Genomic DNA, 17,322 nt, shown 5'->3' on the forward strand with positions numbered 1-17,322 from the left:
CCGGCGTCCTGCGGGAGTTATGAATGGCTGATTGTCTGGCGAGCGCGGGCGGGTTTTCGCGTCGGTTCCTGCTGAGCGGCGCGACCGCGCTGGCGCTGACCGGCGTGGCGGCTTGCGGTCGCAAGGACGAAGCCGCCAAGACCCCCGAGGCGCCGCCCAAGCCCGCCGGCCCGGCGGAAGGGTCGTTGGAATGGGCGGTCGAGGGATCGTGGCGCAACGCCCAGGACAAGGCGCGCGACGCTTTCCGTCATCCGATGGAGACGCTGCGGTTCTTCGGGCTTCAGCCGCGCATGACGGTGGTGGAGTTCTGGCCCGGCAGCGGCTGGTACACCGAAATCCTGGCTCCATATCTGGCCAAGGGCGCCGGAACCTATGTCGCCGCCCTGTTCCCGGAAGGGCCGACCGCCGATCCGGCCCAGGCCGTGCTGAACACCGCCTTCCGCACGCGGTTCTCCAGCGACAAGAAACTGTATGGCGAGCCGCAGTTTACGGTGTTCGGGTCCGGCTCTGGCCCGGTGACCACGGCGGGGACGGCGGAACTGTGCCTGTTCATGCGCACCCTGCATGGCTGGATGGCGGCGGGCATCGCCGAAAAGGCTTTCGCCGACGCCTTCGCCGCCCTTCGGCCCGGCGGCATCCTGGGCATCGAGCAGCACCGGCTGTCGCCCGCCGAGGATCAGGATCCGGTCGCCGCCAACGGCTATGTGCAAGAGGCCTTCGTGCGCCAGCTTGCGGCTGAGGCGGGCTTCGTCTTCGTCGAGGCGTCGGAGATCAACGCCAATCCCGAAGACACCAAGGACCATCCCTTCGGCGTCGATACGCTGGCCCCCACGCGCCTGACGGCACCGCGCGGCCAGCCGGTCGATCCCGAGTTCGACCGATCCAAATACGAGGCGATCGGCGAGAGCGATCGCATGACCTTGAAGTTCAGGAAGCCCGAGTGAACCGCGCCCAAGCCTTCGCCGCCAACGCCCCCCTGATGGGGGTGCCCGGCGCCGCCTCGCCACCCGGCGGCAAGGGCGACTGGTTCCGCGGCGCAGGCGGGATGCGCCTGCGCGCCGGCCTGTGGAAGCCGTCTCACCTGAGCGCGGACAAGGTGCGCGGCACGGTGGTGCTGAGCCCCGGTCGCACCGAGCCGATCGAGAAATACTACGAGGTCATCGGCAACTTCCTGGCGCGCGGCTGGTGCGTGCTGACCCACGACTGGCGGGGGCAGGGGCTGTCGGCCCGTTTGCTGCCCGACCGGCTGAAGGGTCACGCCCGCGCGGTCGAGGAGTTTCTGGACGACTACAACCGCCTGCTGAACGCCTATGAGGACCAGTGCCCCAAGCCGTGGATCATGGTCGGGCATTCGATGGGCGCCTGCCTGAACCTGTTGACGCTGGAGAGCGGCGAGAGCCGGTTCGCGGGCGCGGTCCTGTCCAGCCCCATGCTGCGGATCAAGACCGGCAAGCGGTCGATGTGGTCGGTCAAGCTGGTGATGCGCTGGAACATCCGACATGGCCAGGCGGGCGACTATATCCTGGGCGATCCCGACGATCCGTTCGACCACAACTTCGCCGAGGACGCCCTGACCTCCGACGAGAGCCGATACGAGATGTGGCGCCAGCAGGTGTACGCCTGTCCGCACCTGGCCATCGGCGGCCCCACCTACGGCTGGCTGGCCTTTGCGCTGGATGCCGGCGAGCGGGCGCTCAAGCCCAAGGCGCTGAAGGCGGTCAAGGCGCCGGTGGTCATCGTCCAGGCCGACGCCGACGACGTGGTGTGGAAACAGACGAACCGCTGGGCCGCCAAACGCATCCCGCGCGGCCGCTATGTCGAGGTGGCTGGGGCCAAGCACGAGGTCATCATGGAGGCCGACGACCTGCGCGCGGTCTTCCTGAGCGAGTTCGACGCCATGGCCGACATGGTCGCCCCGACGGCGGATGCGGTCGTTGATCCGTCGGCCAGGACGGCGGACGTGACGGCGGTCTGAGCGCGCCTTCGGTCGTTCAGCCGAGTGCGGCCTGAGCGCGCCAGCGCCGGTCGATGGTCTGGGTGACGCCGCACAGCTGTAGGAAGGCGACCGCGACGCCGGCGTTCGTTTCTGACTTCACGAGCAGGGGCAGGACCAGCCATTCGCGCGGGAAACGCATCACCATTACGTCGTCGCTGGACCGCAGGTGCGGACAGTATTTCATCGACCGGTCGACGCATCGCCGATGCAGGGGCGCGATCGAGCCAGCGTCGATCATGACCCGGTCATCGGCGATGTCAGCGCGAACCTGGCCCCCGCGCGCTCGAAGCTGTCCGGCGCAGCGGCGTGTCGCGATCTGCGTCCAGCGATCACCCTGATCCGTCGGTTGGCCGCACATGGGGCACAGCATGCGCACGACGGTAAGCCGCTGGCGGACGAGATGATTTTTCGAATACTGGGGCTTGCCGCTTCCGGGATCGCTGGCCTGCATCAGAGCGAGACGTCCGCCGACCGTCTGGCAGGGCGCGGCGCCGACGATTTGCTCGCCGCTCCAACTGGTGACCCAGGGCACATCACTGCCGACGACCAGCGTGTAATGCCCCGACATCGAGCGCGTCCCCCAACCGCGATCACCTGACGCCGCTATTCGTCGGGCGTCAATACGTGTTGGTTTTCGAGGGCTTGGAGCTCAGATCGCCGCGCGTTTCAGGGTCACCAGGGCCTGGTCGATCAGGCGGGCGTCGCCGACGGCGAGGATCTGGCCGTTGTCGTCGGGGGCTGCGCCGCGCCAGTTGACGACCCGGCCGCCGGCGGCCTCGATCACCGGGACCAAGGCGGACCAGTCCCAGGGCTTGAGGCTGGTCTCGGCGACCAGATCCATCTTGCCCGCCGCCACCATGGCATAGGCATAGGCGTCGCAGCCCAGGCGGGCCAGGCGGGCGGTGGCGCGGACCTGGGTCCAGGCGCCCAGTTCGGCGCCGTTGAAGATGTCGGGGTCGGTGGTCGAGATGACGGCGTCGGTCAGCTTCTCGCACGCCCTGACGGCCAGGGGCATCTCGGTCTGGCCGCGCAGCAGGCGCGCGCCGGACGGGCCGCCGATGAAGATCTCGTCCAGATAGGGCTGGGCGATGACGCCGACCGTGGGCCTCCCGGCCTGACGCAAGGCGATCAGGGTGGTCCACAGCGGCAGGCCCGAGATGAAGGCGCGGGTGCCGTCGATGGGGTCCAGCACCCAGACGTGCTCGGCTTCCGGCCGGTCCTGGCCATATTCCTCGCCGATGACGCCGTGGTCGGGATAGCGGGCCGCGATTAGGCGGCGAATGGCGGCCTCGGCCTGTTTGTCGGCCTCGGTGACCGGATCGAAGCCGGCGGCGCCGCCCTTGTCCTCATGCCCGATGTCCGAGCGGAAGAAGGGCAAAGTCACGCGCGCGGCTTCGCGCGCCAGTTCGATGGCGAAGGCTTCGTATTCGGTCATGAGGCTCCCTTACCGCGCTTTCATCGGCTTGGGCGCCCCTCTGCGTTTCAGGCGGGGATATCCGTGTGCAGCGACTTGGCCAGGTCCAGCAGGCGACGGCGGGGCCGTTCGTCTAGCTGATAATAGGCCTGGATCAGGTCCAGGGTCTCCTTGCGCGAGAAGACCTCGCCGCCCTTGGGCAGGGGCGCGTCGTCTTCCATCGCTTCTGCGAGACCGTCGTAGAAATAGGCGACCGGCGTTTCCAGCGCCTCGGCCAGTTGCCACAGGCGGGCGGCCGAGATGCGGTTGGCGCCGCATTCGTATTTCTGGATCTGCTGGAAGCGGATGCCGACCTGGACGGCCAGCTGCTGCTGGGTCAGGCCCAACAGACGCCGGCGCCGACGCAGGCGGCGGCCCAGGTGCAGGTCGATGTCGGCGGCCATGGCCGTGATCCTCGTATCAACGTCTGTCCCGATGCGGGACGACACACGTCGATGGGGGCAATCGCCGTGCCGGATCGCGTCCGAGGCGAGTTCGGCAATATTGCGGCAAGCGAGCAATGACGACGCAACCGTATGGCTCGAGCTGCATTTACTGCAACAGCTTGGCTTTTACAGGAAGGAACCACAGCATGGGTTTGGGAATCATTGGTTGGCTCGTCATCGGCATCGTCGCCGGCTGGCTGGCTGAAAAGGTCATGGGTCGTAATCACGGCCTGCTCACCAATCTGATCGTCGGCGTCATCGGCGCCCTGATCGGCGGTTTCATCTCCGCCAACGTCTTCGGTACGCCGGTCGGCGGCTTCAACTTCGTGACGCTGATCGTGGCGTTTCTGGGCGCCTGCCTGCTGCTGTTCCTTCTGGGACTGGTCAAGCGTCGCGCTTGATCCGGCAATAGGCTGAAGACGAAAAGGGCGGCTCGAAAGAGCCGCCCTTTTTGCTGGGTGATTCCGCTCTTCCATTGCAGGCAAACGAAAGGGCAGTCGGAAAATCCGACCGCCCTTTGTCATTCAACCCTGAAAGGTCGGTTTATTGCGGCTCGGTGGGAGCCGGCGTCGCGGCGTCCGGCGCGGGCGTCATCGGCTCGCTCGTCGCCGGCTCGGTCGGCTCCGTGGTCGGCTCGCTCATCGTGTCCGGGCTCGGCGTCGCAGCAGGCGCGGCGGCCGGAGCAGGCGGTGCGCCCGCGATGGGGGCGGCGGCGTCGAACTCGGCCTTGGTGTAGGCCACGACCACGCCGGTCCCTTCTTGGCGGATGCCGCTCAGCGGCACGGCGCGAAGCTGGCCGTCGGCGCCGCGCACGGTGAGCTCCTGCTTGCCTTCGGCATTGGACTGAACGCCTTCCAGCTTGCCCAGTTCGCCGTCAGGACCCGCGACGCTCGAGCCGGGGTTCAGCGAAAGCGATTGCTGCGAGGACGCAGCGGCGGCAGGCGCAGCAGCCGGAGCGGGCGTGGCTTCTTGCGCCATAGCCGGCGCGGCGGTCATGAAGGCGGCGGCAGCGCCGGCCAGAAGAACAGTCTTGATGGTCATGGGAGAACGTCCCCGGTTACGCGAGCCCGACGCCCGCACCAGACCAAACTCGCCATGTTACGATATGTTTCACGCGCCTAGAAATGACCTCAGGACCGCCCCGGTTGGACGATTCTTGGTCTATGTTCGGGCACTTCCCGATTCGAGAGGCCAAGCTTGTCTAGCCGACCCAGGCATACGTCCGGTCTGATCCGCCGCCTTCTGGGCCTGGCCTATGAGCTGACGCCGCAGATCTTTGCGGTGCTGGCTTTCGGAGCGGGCGCCCTGATGCTGGTCTCGGCGGTGACGCCCGAGTTCGACGGACGGCTGCGCCTGTTGACCGGGGTGGTTTCGCCGATCCTGGTCGACCTGTCGCATTTTGTCGGAAGCATCGCGGGCTTCCTGCTGCTGATGCTGTCGGCGGGCCTATGGCGTCGCAGGCGGGGGGCCTACTGGGCGGCGCTGCTGGTGCTGGCGGCAGGGGCGGTGTTTTCGGTTCTCAAAGGCCTGGATTGGCAGCAGGCGACCGATCTGGCCATCGTCGCTGCCCTGCTGGCGCCCTGCCGCACGGCCTTCAATCGGCGTTCGCGGCTCAGCGAGCCGCTGCGGCCCAGCTGGTTGTTGCTGCTGACGGCGGTGGTGGCGGCCATGCTGTGGCTGGGCTTCTTCGCCTATCGCGATGTGGCCTATAGTGACGAACTGTGGTGGCGTTTCCTCAGCGATCGCCAGGCGTCGGGCTTCCTGCGGGCGGGGCTGGTGCTGGCGATCCTGACGCTGGTGGTGGCGGGACGTTCGCTGCTGAGTTCGCCGGGGTCGCATAGTCACGGCCCGGCCAGCGCCGCCGACATCGAACGCGCGACGGCGGCCCTGAAGGCGGCGAATTCGGCGACGCCCGAGGCCTGGCTGGCCATGCTGGGCGACAAGGCCCTGATGTTCAGCCCGTCGGGGTCCAGCTTCCTGGCCTACCGCGTGCGCGGTCGCCGCTGGATCGCGATGGGCGAGCCGGCGGGACTGAAGAGCGAGCGGCGCGAACTGCTGTGGTCCTTCGCGGAGACGGCCGACAGCTATGGCGGAGCCGCCGTCTTCTATTCCGTCAGCGAGGACGCGCTGGGCGATCTGGCGACCATGGGATTGGCTATGCGCAAGGTCGGAGAGACGGCGGTGATCGACGCCCACCAGTTCTCGTTGGAGGGCAAGAGCAAGCAGAACCTGCGCACGGCGATCAATCGCGCCGAGCGGGAAGGGGCGTCGTTCGAGGTGCTGCCGCCCGGATCGGTCGGGCCGATCGCGGGCGAGCTGAAGGCGATCTCGGACGCCTGGCTGGCCATGCATGAAGGCGCGGAGAAGTCGTTTTCGTTGGGGCGGTTCGACGCCGCCTATCTGGACCTGACGCCGCTGGCCGTCGTGCGCGAGGGCGGGAAGATCGTGGCCTTCGCCAATCTGCTGACGGCGCCGGACGAGGCGGCGGTGGATCTGATGCGGCACCATCCCGACGCGCCGCACGGGGTGATGGACTATCTGTTCATTCGTTGCGCCCAGTGGGCCAAGGCCGAGGGCCTGGCCAGTTTCGACCTGGGGATGGCCCCCTTGGCGGGGCTGGAGGATCGGCGCCTGGCCCCGGTGTTCGCGCGGGTCGGCGCCCTGGTGTTCGACGAAGGTGGGGCGCTGTACGGCTTCCAGGGGCTGCGCAGCTACAAGGCCAAGTTCGCACCCGACTGGCGCTCGCGCTTCATTGCGGCGCCGGTTTCGACGCCCTTGCCGCTGGCGCTGCTGGACGTCGCGCTGCTGACCAGCGGCGGCTGGCTGGGAATGCTGGGGCTGAGGAAGGGCTAGGTCAGCAGCGCCTTCAGCACCCCGTCCAGCACCGGACGACCGCGGGTGGTGGCGATCAGCCGGTCGTCCTGGAGCATCAGAAACCCGTCGGCGATCAGGTCCGCGACGGGCGCCCGCGTTGGCGACAGGTCCAGAGCCGAGAGCAGAACCGCGGGCGCGCCCTCGGTGGTGCGAAGGGCCAGCAGGAACCGCTCCTCGGCCGCATCGGCTGGAGGCTGTGCGTCGCGGTCCGACCAAGGTGCAGCGGCCGAAACCCCCGCGACATAGTCGGCGATGCGGCGATGGGCGACGGTCGCGGTCCTGACGCCGTCCAGCGTCAACCGTCCGTGGGCGCCGGGACCGAGGCCCAGATAGTCGCCGCCGCGCCAGACATGCAGATTGTGCGACGACCGGGCGGTCGGGCCACGCGCATGGTTGGACACCTCATAGGCGTCGAAACCGGCGGACGAGAGCACGTCCTGGGTGGTTTCATAAAGCGAGCCGGCGCGGTCCTCGTCCGGCGGCGTCAGGGTGCCGCGTGCAAACGCCCGACCGAAGGCGGTCGTGGGCTCTATGGTCAGCTGATAGGGCGAAACGTGTTCGAACCCCAGGGCCAGGGCCGTGGTCAGTTCGGCGGCCCAGTCTTCGGGCGTCTGGTCCGGTCTGGCGTAGATCAGGTCGATGGACAGGCGCTCGAAGGCGCGGCGGGCCAGATCGACCGCACGCAGGGCCTCGGCCGCCGAATGGTCGCGACCGAGGAATCTCAGGGCGGCGTCGTCCAGCGCCTGCACCCCCATCGACAGGCGGTTGATCCCGGCCTCGGCCAGGGCGGCGAAACGGCCGGCCTCGGCGTCGGTGGGATTGGCCTCCAGCGTGATCTCGATCTCGCCAATGGGCGGGAACAGGTCGCGCGCCGCCGCCACGATGCGGGCGACGGCCTCGGGAGCCATCAGCGACGGCGTGCCGCCGCCGAAGAAGATCGAGGCCAGTCGTCGCGGGCCGGTCAGAACCCTCTGCGCGCGCAGATCGGCCAGGATCGCCTCGACCAGCCCGGCCTGCTCCTCGGTCCGCCCCCGGTCGCGCACGACGTTGAAATCGCAATAGGGGCATATGCGCGCGCAATAGGGCCAGTGGACGTAGAGGCCGATGTCGGTCCCTGGATCGCGGGGATCAGTCAATCAGGGCGGCCTTCAGCTTGGCGAAGGCGCGGGTGCGGTGGCTGATGGCGTCCTTGGCCTGGGGCTCCATCTCGCCGAAGGTCAGATCGCCGCCGTCGGGAATGAAGAGGGGGTCGTAGCCGAATCCCCGGTCGCCGCGCGGCGGGAAGGTCAGCTGGCCGTGAACCTCGCCCTCGACCACCACGCAGGGACCGTCGGGCCAGGCGACGGCCAGGGCCGAGGTGAACCAGGCGGCCCGATCGGTCGCACCGATCTCTTCCAGCCGCTGCTCGACCTTTGTCATGGCGACCGCGAAATCCTTGCCCGGTCCGGCCCAGCGCGCGGAGAAGATGCCCGGCGCCCCGTCAAGCGCTGAGACCGACAGACCGGAATCGTCGGCCAGCGAAACCTCGCCCGACAGCTGGGCGGAGTGGCGGGCCTTCAGCATGGCGTTGCCGGCGAAAGTCGTCTCGGTCTCGTCCGGTTCAGGCAGATTCAACTGGCCTGCAGTGACGATCTCGTAATTTCCGCCCAGCAGCGCCGAGATTTCTGGGACCTTGCCGGGGTTATGAGTCGCGACGACGAGCCGCATCCCCTTGATAAGCTTGAGATTCATCGACGATCACGCCCCTGAAACAGTCTATTGCCAAATTTTAATATCGTTAAACGATATGTAACGTGCCTTTTCCGTCCGCACGGCCTATCTATTGATCGTCAGGAACGAGGTCGCAACGTTCATGACTTCCGCGAAAACGGAAATGATCATGCGATTAACAAATGCAAAGGGCGATAATCGCCCAAACAGGAAAGACGGAGAAATACCATGCACACGATGAACGCCTCGATGTGGCTCGACAAGGTCGGCGCTGCTTTTGTCGCCACCGTTCTGATCGCCGCCCTGCCGACCGCCTTGGTCGTCATTCTGTTCCAAGGCGTCTGATCTAGCCTTTTTCGATCAAGAGAGCTTTGACGACCAGCATGAAGACCGCGATGTATAGAGCCGCGCGCGGGTTCGCCGGACCCCGCGTGGCCATCGCCCCGCCTTCCCCGGCCTGAGATCAGAAAGACCATGCGCCTGCCGACGCCGCCAAATCCGCTGAAGCGAGGCGAGGCAAGCGCCATTAAGGGGCTCAGCGCCCTGCGCATTCCTTTCAAGGCGATGGGACCGGGCTCGGTCTCCAGCATGCTGAAGGTGGTGCTGGACGTCGCCTACATCCTGCTCTGGCTGATCACCGGCGTGCTGCTGCTGCTGGTGATCGCCGCGATCTTCATTCCCCTGGACAATGTGAACATCACCGTCAGCGGGGATTCCGGCGGCAAGCAATTGCCGCTGACGCGCACCCTGCTGCTGTTCGGCCTGGGCGCCGCGACGGCCTATTTCGGCGGCTTCATGCTGATCCTGCGCAGCCTGCGCCGCATCATTCGCACCCTGACCATGGGCGACCCGTTCCAGCCCGACAATGTGCGCCGTCTGCGCCAGATCGGTCTGACGCTCGCGGTCGTGACCGGCGGCGTCTGGGTGGCGCAGGGTTTCGTCGCCAAGCGGCTGGCGCCCGGCGTCATGGACCCGCAGGGGTTGGGCGAGCTGCTGACACCGATCTTTTCCGTGCTGATCGTCTTCGTGCTGGCGGAGGTGTTCCGCGAGGGCGCGCGCCTGCGCCGCGAATCCGAACTGACGATCTGAGCCGTTTCGAAGTAGGATTCCCGCATGGCCATCCGCGTCCAGCTCGACCGCGTCCTCGTGGAACGCCGCATGTCGTTGACCGAACTCGCCGACCGGGTCGGGGTGACGGTGGCGAACCTGTCGATCCTGAAGACCGGCAAGGCGCGTGCGGTGCGGTTCTCGACCCTGGACGCCCTGTGCCGCGAACTGGATTGCCAGCCCGGCGACCTGCTGGCCCATGAACCGGGTCCGGGAGACACGATCGAGGACGACGGCGACGCATGAGGCGAAAGGGTCCGAGCCGTGACGAGAACGGACTGACGCCCGAAGACCGTCGCATCTGGACCCGCGTCGCCGGATCGGTGGCGACGCCCAAGACGCGCAAGGCCGCCCGCGTCACGCCCGGCGCCGAGACCCCGCCCGAGATCGTCGTCACGCCGGTGGAACGCTCGCGTCCGCTGGCCAAGTCGTCGCCCAAACGCGTCGCCGCCGCGCCCCCGGTCGAAAAACGCGCTTCGCCCCCGCGTCCCAAGCCGGCGCCGGAGGATCTGGAGCCGCGTCGCAAGCAGCGGCTGTCGCGCGAACGCGATCCCATCGAGGCGCGCATCGACCTGCACGGTTTCGGCCGGTTCGAGGCCGAGGATCAACTGCGCGGTTTCCTGATCTCGTGTCAGACGCGCGGGATGCGCGCGGTGCTGGTCATCACGGGGCAGGGCCGGATGGGCGGCGGGGTCATCCGCTCGGCCTTTGGGGAATGGATGTCGTCGACCGCGCTACGCGGCGTCGTGTCGGGCTTCACCGTCGCCCACCAGCGGCACGGCGGAAACGGCGCCTTCTACGTCACCCTGAAACGTCAGACCTGACGCCCACGAAAAAGGCCGGATCCGCGCTGGCGGACCCGGCCTTTTCCAAAGCGACTTGTCTTCGGCCTATTTGGCGGCGATGGCGCCGGCCAGGATCACGTCGATCTGCTTGCCCATATGGTCCGACAGGGCCTGCGCGTCCCATTCGTCATAGGCGGCGCGGCGATAGTTCGACAGATAGGCGTCCCAGATCAGCTCGACCAGCAGGCGGCTGTCGGCGTCCTTGGACAGTTCGCCCTTGGCCACGGCGTCCTGCAGGATGCCGCCGATGGCGAGGAGCAGGTTCTTGGTCGCAGCGCGGGCGCGCATTTCGGCGGCCAGCGGTTGGAACCACGACCGGGCGACGATGGCCTGGAACAGGGGCAACTGGTCCAGCGACGAGTGGTAGCCGGCGCTGAGGGCGGTGACGAGGCGTTGGCGGACGGGCTCGCCCTTGGGGGCGGCGGCCTCGACCACTTCGGCCAGACGCGTCATGTCCTCGGTCAGGACGGCCTCGAACAGTTCGGCCTTGTCCTGGAAGTTGGCGAAGACGGCGCCGGTGGACATGCCGGCGCCCTTGGCGATGTCTCGGATGGTGGCGGGCTCATAGCCGCGCTCGGCGAAGAGCGAGCGGGCGGCGTCGAGAACCTTTTGTCGCGTGCGGATCTTGGCGGCCTGGCGCCGGTTCAGGCGGGGTTCGACGGCGAGGGTTGCGACAGTATCAGTCATAAATCAGGCTTTTACTCTACTTTAAGTCGCGGATGAGAGGGAGCATCCGCCGTCGACTTCAGGTGAATATCTCGGCCCGAGAGCGGGTCGGATGGGCGCTGCTGCTCCGAAGATGCAGGAATACGGAAGCCGCGCTTGCATCACGGAACCATGACGAAAATGGGTCCGCTTGGCGACCGTAGGTATCAGCCCCTAGTCTGGACTGGGGGCAGTTTTGGCCGGACGCACCGTTCGACGCAGCGCCCGGCTGGGGCGATTGCGGCGCTCGATCGGGGTTGCGGCCTGGAAGGCTTTGCGGAACTGGTCGCGCCGTTCGTGGATCGAGGCCAGCACCAGGCCCATGGGCACGCCCAGATCGACCAGGGTGTTTTCGGCCAGCTGAAGGCTGGCCTCGGTCGTCTCCGGCACGGCGTCGGTGACGCCCAGGCCATAAAGTCGCATGGCGTGCTGGTCGTCGCGGGCGCGGGCGATCAGGATCAGGTCCTCGCGCATCGACCGCGCGGCCGTGACCACCTCGTCCACCTTGGTCGGGGCGTCCATCGTCACGATCAGGGCGCGGGTGGATTGCACGCCGCAGTGCTGGAGCATCTCGCGGCGGCCGGCGTCGCCGTAGAAGACGTCGAAACCGTCGCGCCTGCCGGCCGAGACGATGCCGGGATCGGTGTCTAGGGCGATGAAGGCCTGGTCGTGCTCCTTCAGCATCTCGCCGATCAGCCGCCCGACGCGGCCGAAGCCGACGATGATGACGGCGCCGTCCGCCGCCTCCAGCGCTGGAAGATCAAGCGGTTGGCCGGCGGGCGCCGACTTGCGCGCCAGCCGCTGGCCCAGCAGGGCGAGCAGGGGAATGGAGAAGATACTGACCGTCGCCGACAAGGCCACGGTGTTGGTCAGTTGCGGCGGCGCCAGACCCTCGACCAGGCCTGTCGCGAAGACGACGAAGGCGAACTCGCCCGCCGGGGCCAGGACCAGGGCCGTCTCCAGCGCCGGCCGCGCGCCCAGGCCCCATAACCGCGCCAGGCTGAAGATGACGCCCGTCTTCACCACCGTCAGCGCCAAGGCCAGGCCGAAGACGCCGACGGGATCGGCGGCGATGGCGTCCAGGTCTAACCCCAGGCCGACGCCGACGAAGAAGACGCCCAGCAACAGGCCCTTGAACGGTTCGATGGAGACCTCGACCTCGCGACGGAACTCGGTCTCGGCCAGCAGCACGCCGGCTAACAGCGCGCCGATGCTCATCGACAGGCCGCTGGCCTGGGCAGCGAGGCCGGCGCCGACCACCACCAATAGGGAAGCAGCGACGAACAGTTCGCCGCCCTGATCAACCTTGCGGGCCTTGGCTACCGAACGGAACATCGGGCGCAGCACGACACGGCCCAACAGCACCATCAGCCCCAGGCCCAGCGCGGCCGGCACCAGGGTGAACAGGGCGCGCCCCAGCACGGCGGTGTCCAGCGCGCCGCCCTGCTGCGCCAGGGCCGCCAGGACGGTGACGGTGATCAGGATGGGGGCGACCGACAGATCCTGGGCCAGCAGGATGGCGAAGGTGGAGCGGCCGACCGTCCCTTTCAGCCGGCCGCGCTCGGCCAGGACCGGCATGACCACGGCGGTCGAGGACAGGGCCAAGCCCATCCCTAGCACCACAGCGCTGGCCAGCGTCTGACCCATCAGTAGGAAGCCGCAGGCCAGCACGGCCGTGCAAACCACGACCTGCATCAGGCCCAGGCCGAACACCAGCCGGCGCATGGCCCTCAGCCGTTCCCACGACAGCTCCAACCCGATCATGAACAGAAGAAAGGCGACGCCCAGTTCGGACAGCTGGGCCAACTGGCCCGGATCGCCGATGGTCAGCCACGACAGCCAGGGCATGACGTGCGCGAACCGGCCCAGTCCGTCCGGCCCCAGCAGCACGCCCGCCGCCAGGAAACCCAGCACGGGACTGATCTTCAGCCGGTTGACCAGGGGCACGATGACGCCGGCGGCGGCCAGAAAGACCACCAGATCCTTATAGTCCCCGCCCTGACCGTGCATCCGCCCTCCTCGTCTTAGCGTATGTGACCTTTATCCGCCGGCCGTGGCGAGAGGTCGCACGGCTTTCATGAACTTTTTTTAAGGCGACACCCCCTCGCGCGGGTCTAGGGTCCGGCCCGACCCGTCCGTTTCAGGGGCGGCTTCCAGGAATCCGTGATGAAAAGACTGCTTATCGGGGCTGCTGTCGGCGCCCTTCTTCTGCCCGCCAGCGCCGCCTTTGCGCAGGACGTCGGCCACGACCACGCCTGTATCGACGAGACCTGCTCGATCGTTTCGCTGTTCTCGGGCGAAGAGACGGCGGCGGGCTGGCAAGGCACCGAGGCGCCCCGTTACGGGACCTGGGGCTTCGACATGGCCGGCCGCGACACAGCGGTTAAGCCGGGCGACGACTTCTTCCAGTACGCCAACGGCAAGGCGCTGGAAAAACTGGTCATCCCGTCGGACCGCACCAGCTATGGCTCGTTCGCCCTGCTGCGCGAACTGTCGGACAACCGTATGAAGGAACTGGTGTTGGGCCTGGCGAACCGCACCGACCTGGCGCCCGGTTCGGACGAGGCCAAGGTCGCCGACGCCTATCGCTCCTACATCGACGAAGCGCGCATCGAGCAACTGGACGCCCAGCCGCTGCAACCCTATCTGGCCGCGATCCGCGCCGCCGACAGCCATGACAAGATGGCCGTCTATATGGGCCAGACGGTCGGCCGCTTCGGCTCGTCCTTCTTCGGCACCGGCATCACCATCGATTCCAAACAGCCGACCCGCTACGTCGTCTCGACGGGTCAGTCGGGCATCGGCTTGCCCAACCGGGACTATTATCTGGACGCCCGTTTCGCCGACAAGAAGGTCCTGTACGAGGCCTATGTCGCGCGCATGCTGGGTATGATCGGCTGGGCCAACCCAACCGAGACCGCCGCCCAGATCGTGGCCCTGGAAGGCAAGATCGCCGAGGCCCACTGGTCGCCGGCCGAGAACCGCAACCGCGACAAGACCTACAACGAGTTCACCATCGCCAAACTCGCCGAGGACGCGCCCGGCTTCGCCTGGCAGGCCTATTACGACGCCGCCGAACTGGGCGGCGTGCCGCGCCTGATCGTGCGACAGGACACGGCCATGCCCAAGATCGCGGCCATCTACGCCGAGACGCCGGTCGAGCTGTTGCAGGCCTGGGAAGCCTTCCACACCGCCGATGACATGGCGCCGATGATGTCCAAGCGCTTCTCGGACGCCCAGTGGGAGTTCCGCTCGCGCGATCTGTCGGGCCAGCCCGAGCAGCGCACCCGCGAAAAGCGCGCCATCTCCTTCGCCGAAGGTTCGCTGGGCGAGGCCACGGGCCGGCTTTACGTCGCTCAGTATTTCCCGGCCGAATCCAAGGCCAAGATGGAAGAACTGGTCGCCAATCTGCGCACCGCCCTGTCGCACCGGATCGAGACCCTGACGTGGATGGGGACGGAGACCAAGGCGGCGGCGCAGGAGAAGCTGCGCAAGTTCACGGTCAAGATCGGCTATCCCGAGAAGTGGCGCGACTATTCCGGCCTGGACATCCGCGCGAACGACCTGGTCGGCAACGCCGAGCGCCGGGGCCTGTTCGAGTGGAACTATGATCTGGCCCGCCTGAACGAGCCGGTCGACAAGTCGGAGTGGGGCATGACCCCGCAGACGGTGAACGCCTACTACAACTCGGCCAACAACGAGATCGTCTTCCCGGCGGCGATCCTGCAGCCGCCCTTCTTCGATCCGAACGGCGATGCGGCGGTCAACTATGGCGGCATCGGCGGGGTGATCGGCCACGAGATCGGCCACGGCTTCGACGACCAGGGCTCCAAGTCCGACGGCGACGGCGTGCTGCGCAACTGGTGGACGCCTGAGGACAAGGCCAACTTCGAGGCCCTGACCGCGCGTCTGGGTGCGCAATATGCGACCTATGAGCCGATCGTCGGCTACACCATCAATCCCGGCCTGACGATGGGCGAGAACATCGGCGACGCCTCGGGCGTGGCGGTGGGGCTTGAGGCCTATCACCTGTCGTTGAACGGCCAGCCGGCGCCGGTTCTGGACGGGGCGACGGGCGACCAGCGCTTCTTCTACGGCTGGGCCCAGGTCTGGCAGTCGAAGTATCGTGACGAAGCCCTGAAGCAGCAGGTCGCTACCGATCCGCACTCGGCCGCCCAGTTCCGGGTCATCGGCCCGCTGCGCAACGTGGACGCCTGGTACGACGCTTTCGACGTCCAGCCGGGCACGAAATACTATCTGACGCCCGAGGAACGCGTTCGCCTCTGGTAAGGCGACGCTTGTTCGAGAATGGAAAGGCCGGGGTTCGCCCCGGCCTTTTTCATATCGACAAGCACATGTCGAAACCTCGACTTCGCATCGACAATTTGTCGAGGTATTTCAGAGGCCGAGCTGGGCTCCAGACGCGAAAAAGCCCGCTGCGGGGGATACATCGCAGCGGGCTTTCGCGCTCTTTGCAGAGCGGACGTTTCCTCCCCGAAACGCCTTCGAGTGCTGCGCGCTTGAGCAACGCTTGCCCTCGAGTGAGTTCATTTGACGCATCGGCCCCGTCCGCGTCAACGGCGCGTTTCGCCCGAGTCGAACTTTCTTCGACTTATCGCTGATAACTCATCTTGGAGGCCCCTTATTATCGAAGCTTATTCGATAATGGATTTGATGGCTGCGACCAGGCCTTCGCGTGGGATTTTCATCTGGCCGGGGCGTTCGGCTTTCCAGGCGTCATTGTCGGTGATGGCCGCGGCGGCGGCGCGGCCGGCGTCCAGATCCTTAATGGTGACCTCGCCCGCCGCGATCTCGTCTCCGCCCAGGATGACGACGGCGGGGGCGCCGCGCCGGTCGGCGTATTTCATCTGGGCCTTCATGCCCGCGCGACCCAGATAAAGCTCGGCGGCGACGCCTGCGGCGCGCAGTTCGGCGACGGCGGTCAGATAATGGGCCATGTCGTCCTCGGAGAAGACGATGACCACGACGGGTCCGCGCACGGCGTCCTCGGCGCCGCGTCCGGCCGCACGTAGGGCCGAGGCCAGGCGCGAGACTCCGAAGGAGAAGCCGGTAGCCGGCGTGCTCTGGCCGGTGAAGCGCGCGACCAGATCGTCATAGCGGCCGCCGCCGCCGATGGAGCCGAAGCGGACCGGTCGGCCCTTGTCGTCCACGGTGTCTAGCAGCAGTTCGGCCTCGAACACGGCGCCTGTGTAATATTCCAGGCCGCGCACGATGGTGGGGTCGAACTTGACGGCGTCCTGGCCGACCGACATGGCGGCCAGCGCCCGGTCGATGGCGGCCAGTTCGTTCAGCGCCGCCTCGCCCGCCGCGCCCAGGTCACCGGAACGCGCGACGGCGTCCAGGGTCTGCGCCCGCGTCAGGCCGGGGGTGTTGGCCGAGGCCAGGAAGGCCTCGATGGCGGCGGTGACCTTGGTCGGCAGGCTGGCGCCCTTGGTATAGTCGCCGGACTCGTCCAGTCGGCCTTCGCCCAGCAGTTGGACGACGCCTTCCCAGCCCAGGCGGTCGACCTTGTCGATGGCGCGCAGGGCCGTCAGCCGCTGACCGGCCTCGGTCACGCCGCCGGCGTCGAACAGGCCGTCGAACAGCTTGCGGTTCGAGACGCGGATCTGGGCTTGGCCGGCGTCCAGGCCCGCGCTGGCCAGGCCTTCGCAGGCCATGGCGATGATCTCGGCGTCGGCCTCGGGCCGGTCGGAGCCGACGGTGTCGGCGTCGCACTGCCAGAACTCGCGGAAGCGGCCGGGGCCGGGCTTCTCGTTGCGCCACACCGGGCCATAGGCATAGCGGCGGAAGGGTTTGGGCATGGTCTCCCACGTCTGGGCCGCGAACCGGGCCAGCGGCGCGGTGTGATCGTAGCGCAGGGCCATCCATTCCCCCGGCTCATCCGACCCGGCGTCGTCCTGAAGCGCGAAGACGCCTTCGTTGGGGCGGTCGGCGTCGGGCAAGAATTTGCCTAGGGCGTCGGCATATTCGAAGGCTGGCGTCTCCAGCGGTTCGAAGCCCCAGCGCTCATAGACCTCGGACACGCGGGCGACGATGCGCCGCTCTGCGGTCAGGTCACGGCCGCGCTTGTCGGCGAAACCGCGCGGGTTGCGGGCAATGGGGCGGATCGGCGTGTCTGTGCTCATGGCGCGCGCTTAAGCCAAGGGGCGGGCCATCGCAAATTGC

Annotated in this window: 17 protein-coding genes; 8 read left to right on the forward strand and 9 right to left on the reverse strand. The window is 67.4% G+C overall.

What is annotated here, in order from left to right:
- Nucleotides 1-23 precede the first annotated feature (23 nt).
- Together CHRYSEO8AT_RS07225 and CHRYSEO8AT_RS07230 are read left to right on the forward strand one after the other, a co-directional pair.
- Nucleotides 24-944, forward strand: coding sequence for a class I SAM-dependent methyltransferase (locus tag CHRYSEO8AT_RS07225; protein ID WP_159848394.1), 921 nt, complete (start codon nt 24-26; stop codon nt 942-944).
- Nucleotides 941-1,975, forward strand: a complete 1,035-nt coding sequence (locus CHRYSEO8AT_RS07230; RefSeq protein ID WP_159848397.1) for an alpha/beta fold hydrolase — start codon at nt 941-943, stop codon at nt 1,973-1,975. Before CHRYSEO8AT_RS07225 ends, CHRYSEO8AT_RS07230 begins: the two co-directional genes overlap by 4 nt.
- Before the next feature lie 16 nt (nt 1,976-1,991).
- Here the strand turns inward: CHRYSEO8AT_RS07230 and CHRYSEO8AT_RS07235 are convergent, their stop codons facing one another.
- The 3 genes from CHRYSEO8AT_RS07235 to CHRYSEO8AT_RS07245 all read right to left on the reverse strand — a co-directional run bounded on the left by CHRYSEO8AT_RS07235 (nt 1,992) and on the right by CHRYSEO8AT_RS07245 (nt 3,862).
- Nucleotides 1,992-2,564, reverse strand: a complete 573-nt coding sequence (locus CHRYSEO8AT_RS07235; protein ID WP_159848400.1) for a hypothetical protein — start codon at nt 2,562-2,564, stop codon at nt 1,992-1,994.
- An 81-nt stretch (nt 2,565-2,645) separates the two neighbouring features.
- Nucleotides 2,646-3,431, reverse strand: a complete 786-nt coding sequence (hisN, locus tag CHRYSEO8AT_RS07240) for a histidinol-phosphatase (RefSeq protein WP_159848403.1) — start codon at nt 3,429-3,431, stop codon at nt 2,646-2,648.
- A gap of 47 nt (nt 3,432-3,478) precedes the next feature.
- On the reverse strand, nt 3,479-3,862 hold the full coding sequence (locus tag CHRYSEO8AT_RS07245; protein ID WP_159851648.1) for a helix-turn-helix domain-containing protein: 384 nt from the start codon (nt 3,860-3,862) through the stop codon (nt 3,479-3,481).
- Nucleotides 3,863-4,041: 179 nt separating this feature from the next.
- On the opposite strand from CHRYSEO8AT_RS07245, the gene CHRYSEO8AT_RS07250 reads away from it, so the two are divergent.
- Nucleotides 4,042-4,296: a GlsB/YeaQ/YmgE family stress response membrane protein gene (locus tag CHRYSEO8AT_RS07250; RefSeq protein ID WP_087121181.1), complete on the forward strand. Its 255-nt coding sequence runs from the start codon at nt 4,042-4,044 to the stop codon at nt 4,294-4,296.
- Between the two features lie 142 nt (nt 4,297-4,438).
- Here CHRYSEO8AT_RS07250 and CHRYSEO8AT_RS07255 read toward each other — a convergent pair whose 3' ends face one another.
- A complete protein-coding gene (locus CHRYSEO8AT_RS07255; protein WP_159848406.1) occupies nt 4,439-4,936 on the reverse strand; it encodes a hypothetical protein in 498 nt (165 codons plus the stop codon).
- A 156-nt stretch (nt 4,937-5,092) separates the two neighbouring features.
- Here CHRYSEO8AT_RS07255 and CHRYSEO8AT_RS07260 point away from each other — a divergent pair, with 156 nt between their 5' ends.
- Nucleotides 5,093-6,748, forward strand: a complete 1,656-nt coding sequence (locus tag CHRYSEO8AT_RS07260; protein WP_159848409.1) for a GNAT family N-acetyltransferase — start codon at nt 5,093-5,095, stop codon at nt 6,746-6,748.
- Here CHRYSEO8AT_RS07260 and hemW read toward each other — a convergent pair.
- Together hemW and rdgB are read right to left on the reverse strand one after the other, a co-directional pair.
- A complete protein-coding gene (hemW, locus tag CHRYSEO8AT_RS07265) occupies nt 6,745-7,905 on the reverse strand; it encodes a radical SAM family heme chaperone HemW (RefSeq protein ID WP_159848412.1) in 1,161 nt (386 codons plus the stop codon). The genes CHRYSEO8AT_RS07260 and hemW overlap by 4 nt on opposite strands.
- Complete coding sequence (gene rdgB / locus CHRYSEO8AT_RS07270; protein WP_159848415.1) at nt 7,898-8,500, reverse strand: RdgB/HAM1 family non-canonical purine NTP pyrophosphatase; 603 nt, start codon at nt 8,498-8,500, stop codon at nt 7,898-7,900. The genes hemW and rdgB overlap by 8 nt, the downstream gene beginning before the upstream one ends.
- Nucleotides 8,501-8,953: 453 nt before the next feature.
- Between rdgB and CHRYSEO8AT_RS07275 the strand changes: the two genes are divergently transcribed.
- From CHRYSEO8AT_RS07275 to CHRYSEO8AT_RS07285, 3 genes are read left to right on the forward strand one after another with little or no spacing between them, the layout of a single operon-like run.
- Complete coding sequence (locus CHRYSEO8AT_RS07275; protein ID WP_159848418.1) at nt 8,954-9,568, forward strand: DUF2975 domain-containing protein; 615 nt, start codon at nt 8,954-8,956, stop codon at nt 9,566-9,568.
- 24 nt (nt 9,569-9,592) lie between these two features.
- Entirely contained in the window at nt 9,593-9,832 is a 240-nt protein-coding gene (locus CHRYSEO8AT_RS07280; protein WP_159848421.1) for a helix-turn-helix transcriptional regulator, read from the forward strand.
- The gene (locus CHRYSEO8AT_RS07285) at nt 9,829-10,410 is read left to right on the forward strand and encodes a Smr/MutS family protein (protein ID WP_159848424.1); all 582 of its coding nucleotides are present in this window, start codon (nt 9,829-9,831) and stop codon (nt 10,408-10,410) included. Before CHRYSEO8AT_RS07280 ends, CHRYSEO8AT_RS07285 begins: the two co-directional genes overlap by 4 nt.
- Nucleotides 10,411-10,476: 66 nt before the next feature.
- Here CHRYSEO8AT_RS07285 and CHRYSEO8AT_RS07290 read toward each other — a convergent pair whose 3' ends face one another.
- Nucleotides 10,477-11,118, reverse strand: coding sequence for a TetR/AcrR family transcriptional regulator (locus tag CHRYSEO8AT_RS07290; protein ID WP_159848427.1), 642 nt, complete (start codon nt 11,116-11,118; stop codon nt 10,477-10,479).
- A 192-nt stretch (nt 11,119-11,310) separates the two neighbouring features.
- Nucleotides 11,311-13,146, reverse strand: coding sequence for a cation:proton antiporter (locus CHRYSEO8AT_RS07295; protein WP_159848430.1), 1,836 nt, complete (start codon nt 13,144-13,146; stop codon nt 11,311-11,313).
- Between the two features lie 156 nt (nt 13,147-13,302).
- On the opposite strand from CHRYSEO8AT_RS07295, the gene CHRYSEO8AT_RS07300 reads away from it, so the two are divergent.
- Entirely contained in the window at nt 13,303-15,426 is a 2,124-nt protein-coding gene (locus CHRYSEO8AT_RS07300) for a M13 family metallopeptidase (RefSeq protein WP_159848433.1), read from the forward strand.
- Between the two features lie 365 nt (nt 15,427-15,791).
- Here CHRYSEO8AT_RS07300 and hisS read toward each other — a convergent pair whose 3' ends face one another.
- On the reverse strand, nt 15,792-17,282 hold the full coding sequence (gene hisS, locus CHRYSEO8AT_RS07305) for a histidine--tRNA ligase (RefSeq protein ID WP_159848436.1): 1,491 nt from the start codon (nt 17,280-17,282) through the stop codon (nt 15,792-15,794).
- Nucleotides 17,283-17,322: the final 40 nt, after the last annotated feature.

The organism is Brevundimonas sp. G8, from assembly GCF_902506205.1.
In the GTDB taxonomy this organism is placed as follows: domain Bacteria; phylum Pseudomonadota; class Alphaproteobacteria; order Caulobacterales; family Caulobacteraceae; genus Brevundimonas.

Coding starts and splice junctions, on each gene's coding strand:
- CHRYSEO8AT_RS07225 (WP_159848394.1), top strand. CDS start 24: ATGGCTGATTGTCTGGCGAGCGCGGGCGGGTTTTCGCGTCGGTTCCTG.
- CHRYSEO8AT_RS07235 (WP_159848400.1), bottom strand. CDS start 2,564: ATGTCGGGGCATTACACGCTGGTCGTCGGCAGTGATGTGCCCTGGGTC.
- hisN (WP_159848403.1), bottom strand. CDS start 3,431: ATGACCGAATACGAAGCCTTCGCCATCGAACTGGCGCGCGAAGCCGCG.
- CHRYSEO8AT_RS07250 (WP_087121181.1), top strand. CDS start 4,042: ATGGGTTTGGGAATCATTGGTTGGCTCGTCATCGGCATCGTCGCCGGC.
- CHRYSEO8AT_RS07255 (WP_159848406.1), bottom strand. CDS start 4,936: ATGACCATCAAGACTGTTCTTCTGGCCGGCGCTGCCGCCGCCTTCATG.
- rdgB (WP_159848415.1), bottom strand. CDS start 8,500: ATGAATCTCAAGCTTATCAAGGGGATGCGGCTCGTCGTCGCGACTCAT.
- CHRYSEO8AT_RS07275 (WP_159848418.1), top strand. CDS start 8,954: ATGCGCCTGCCGACGCCGCCAAATCCGCTGAAGCGAGGCGAGGCAAGC.
- CHRYSEO8AT_RS07280 (WP_159848421.1), top strand. CDS start 9,593: ATGGCCATCCGCGTCCAGCTCGACCGCGTCCTCGTGGAACGCCGCATG.
- CHRYSEO8AT_RS07285 (WP_159848424.1), top strand. CDS start 9,829: ATGAGGCGAAAGGGTCCGAGCCGTGACGAGAACGGACTGACGCCCGAA.
- CHRYSEO8AT_RS07290 (WP_159848427.1), bottom strand. CDS start 11,118: ATGACTGATACTGTCGCAACCCTCGCCGTCGAACCCCGCCTGAACCGG.
- CHRYSEO8AT_RS07295 (WP_159848430.1), bottom strand. CDS start 13,146: ATGCACGGTCAGGGCGGGGACTATAAGGATCTGGTGGTCTTTCTGGCC.
- CHRYSEO8AT_RS07300 (WP_159848433.1), top strand. CDS start 13,303: ATGAAAAGACTGCTTATCGGGGCTGCTGTCGGCGCCCTTCTTCTGCCC.
- hisS (WP_159848436.1), bottom strand. CDS start 17,282: ATGAGCACAGACACGCCGATCCGCCCCATTGCCCGCAACCCGCGCGGT.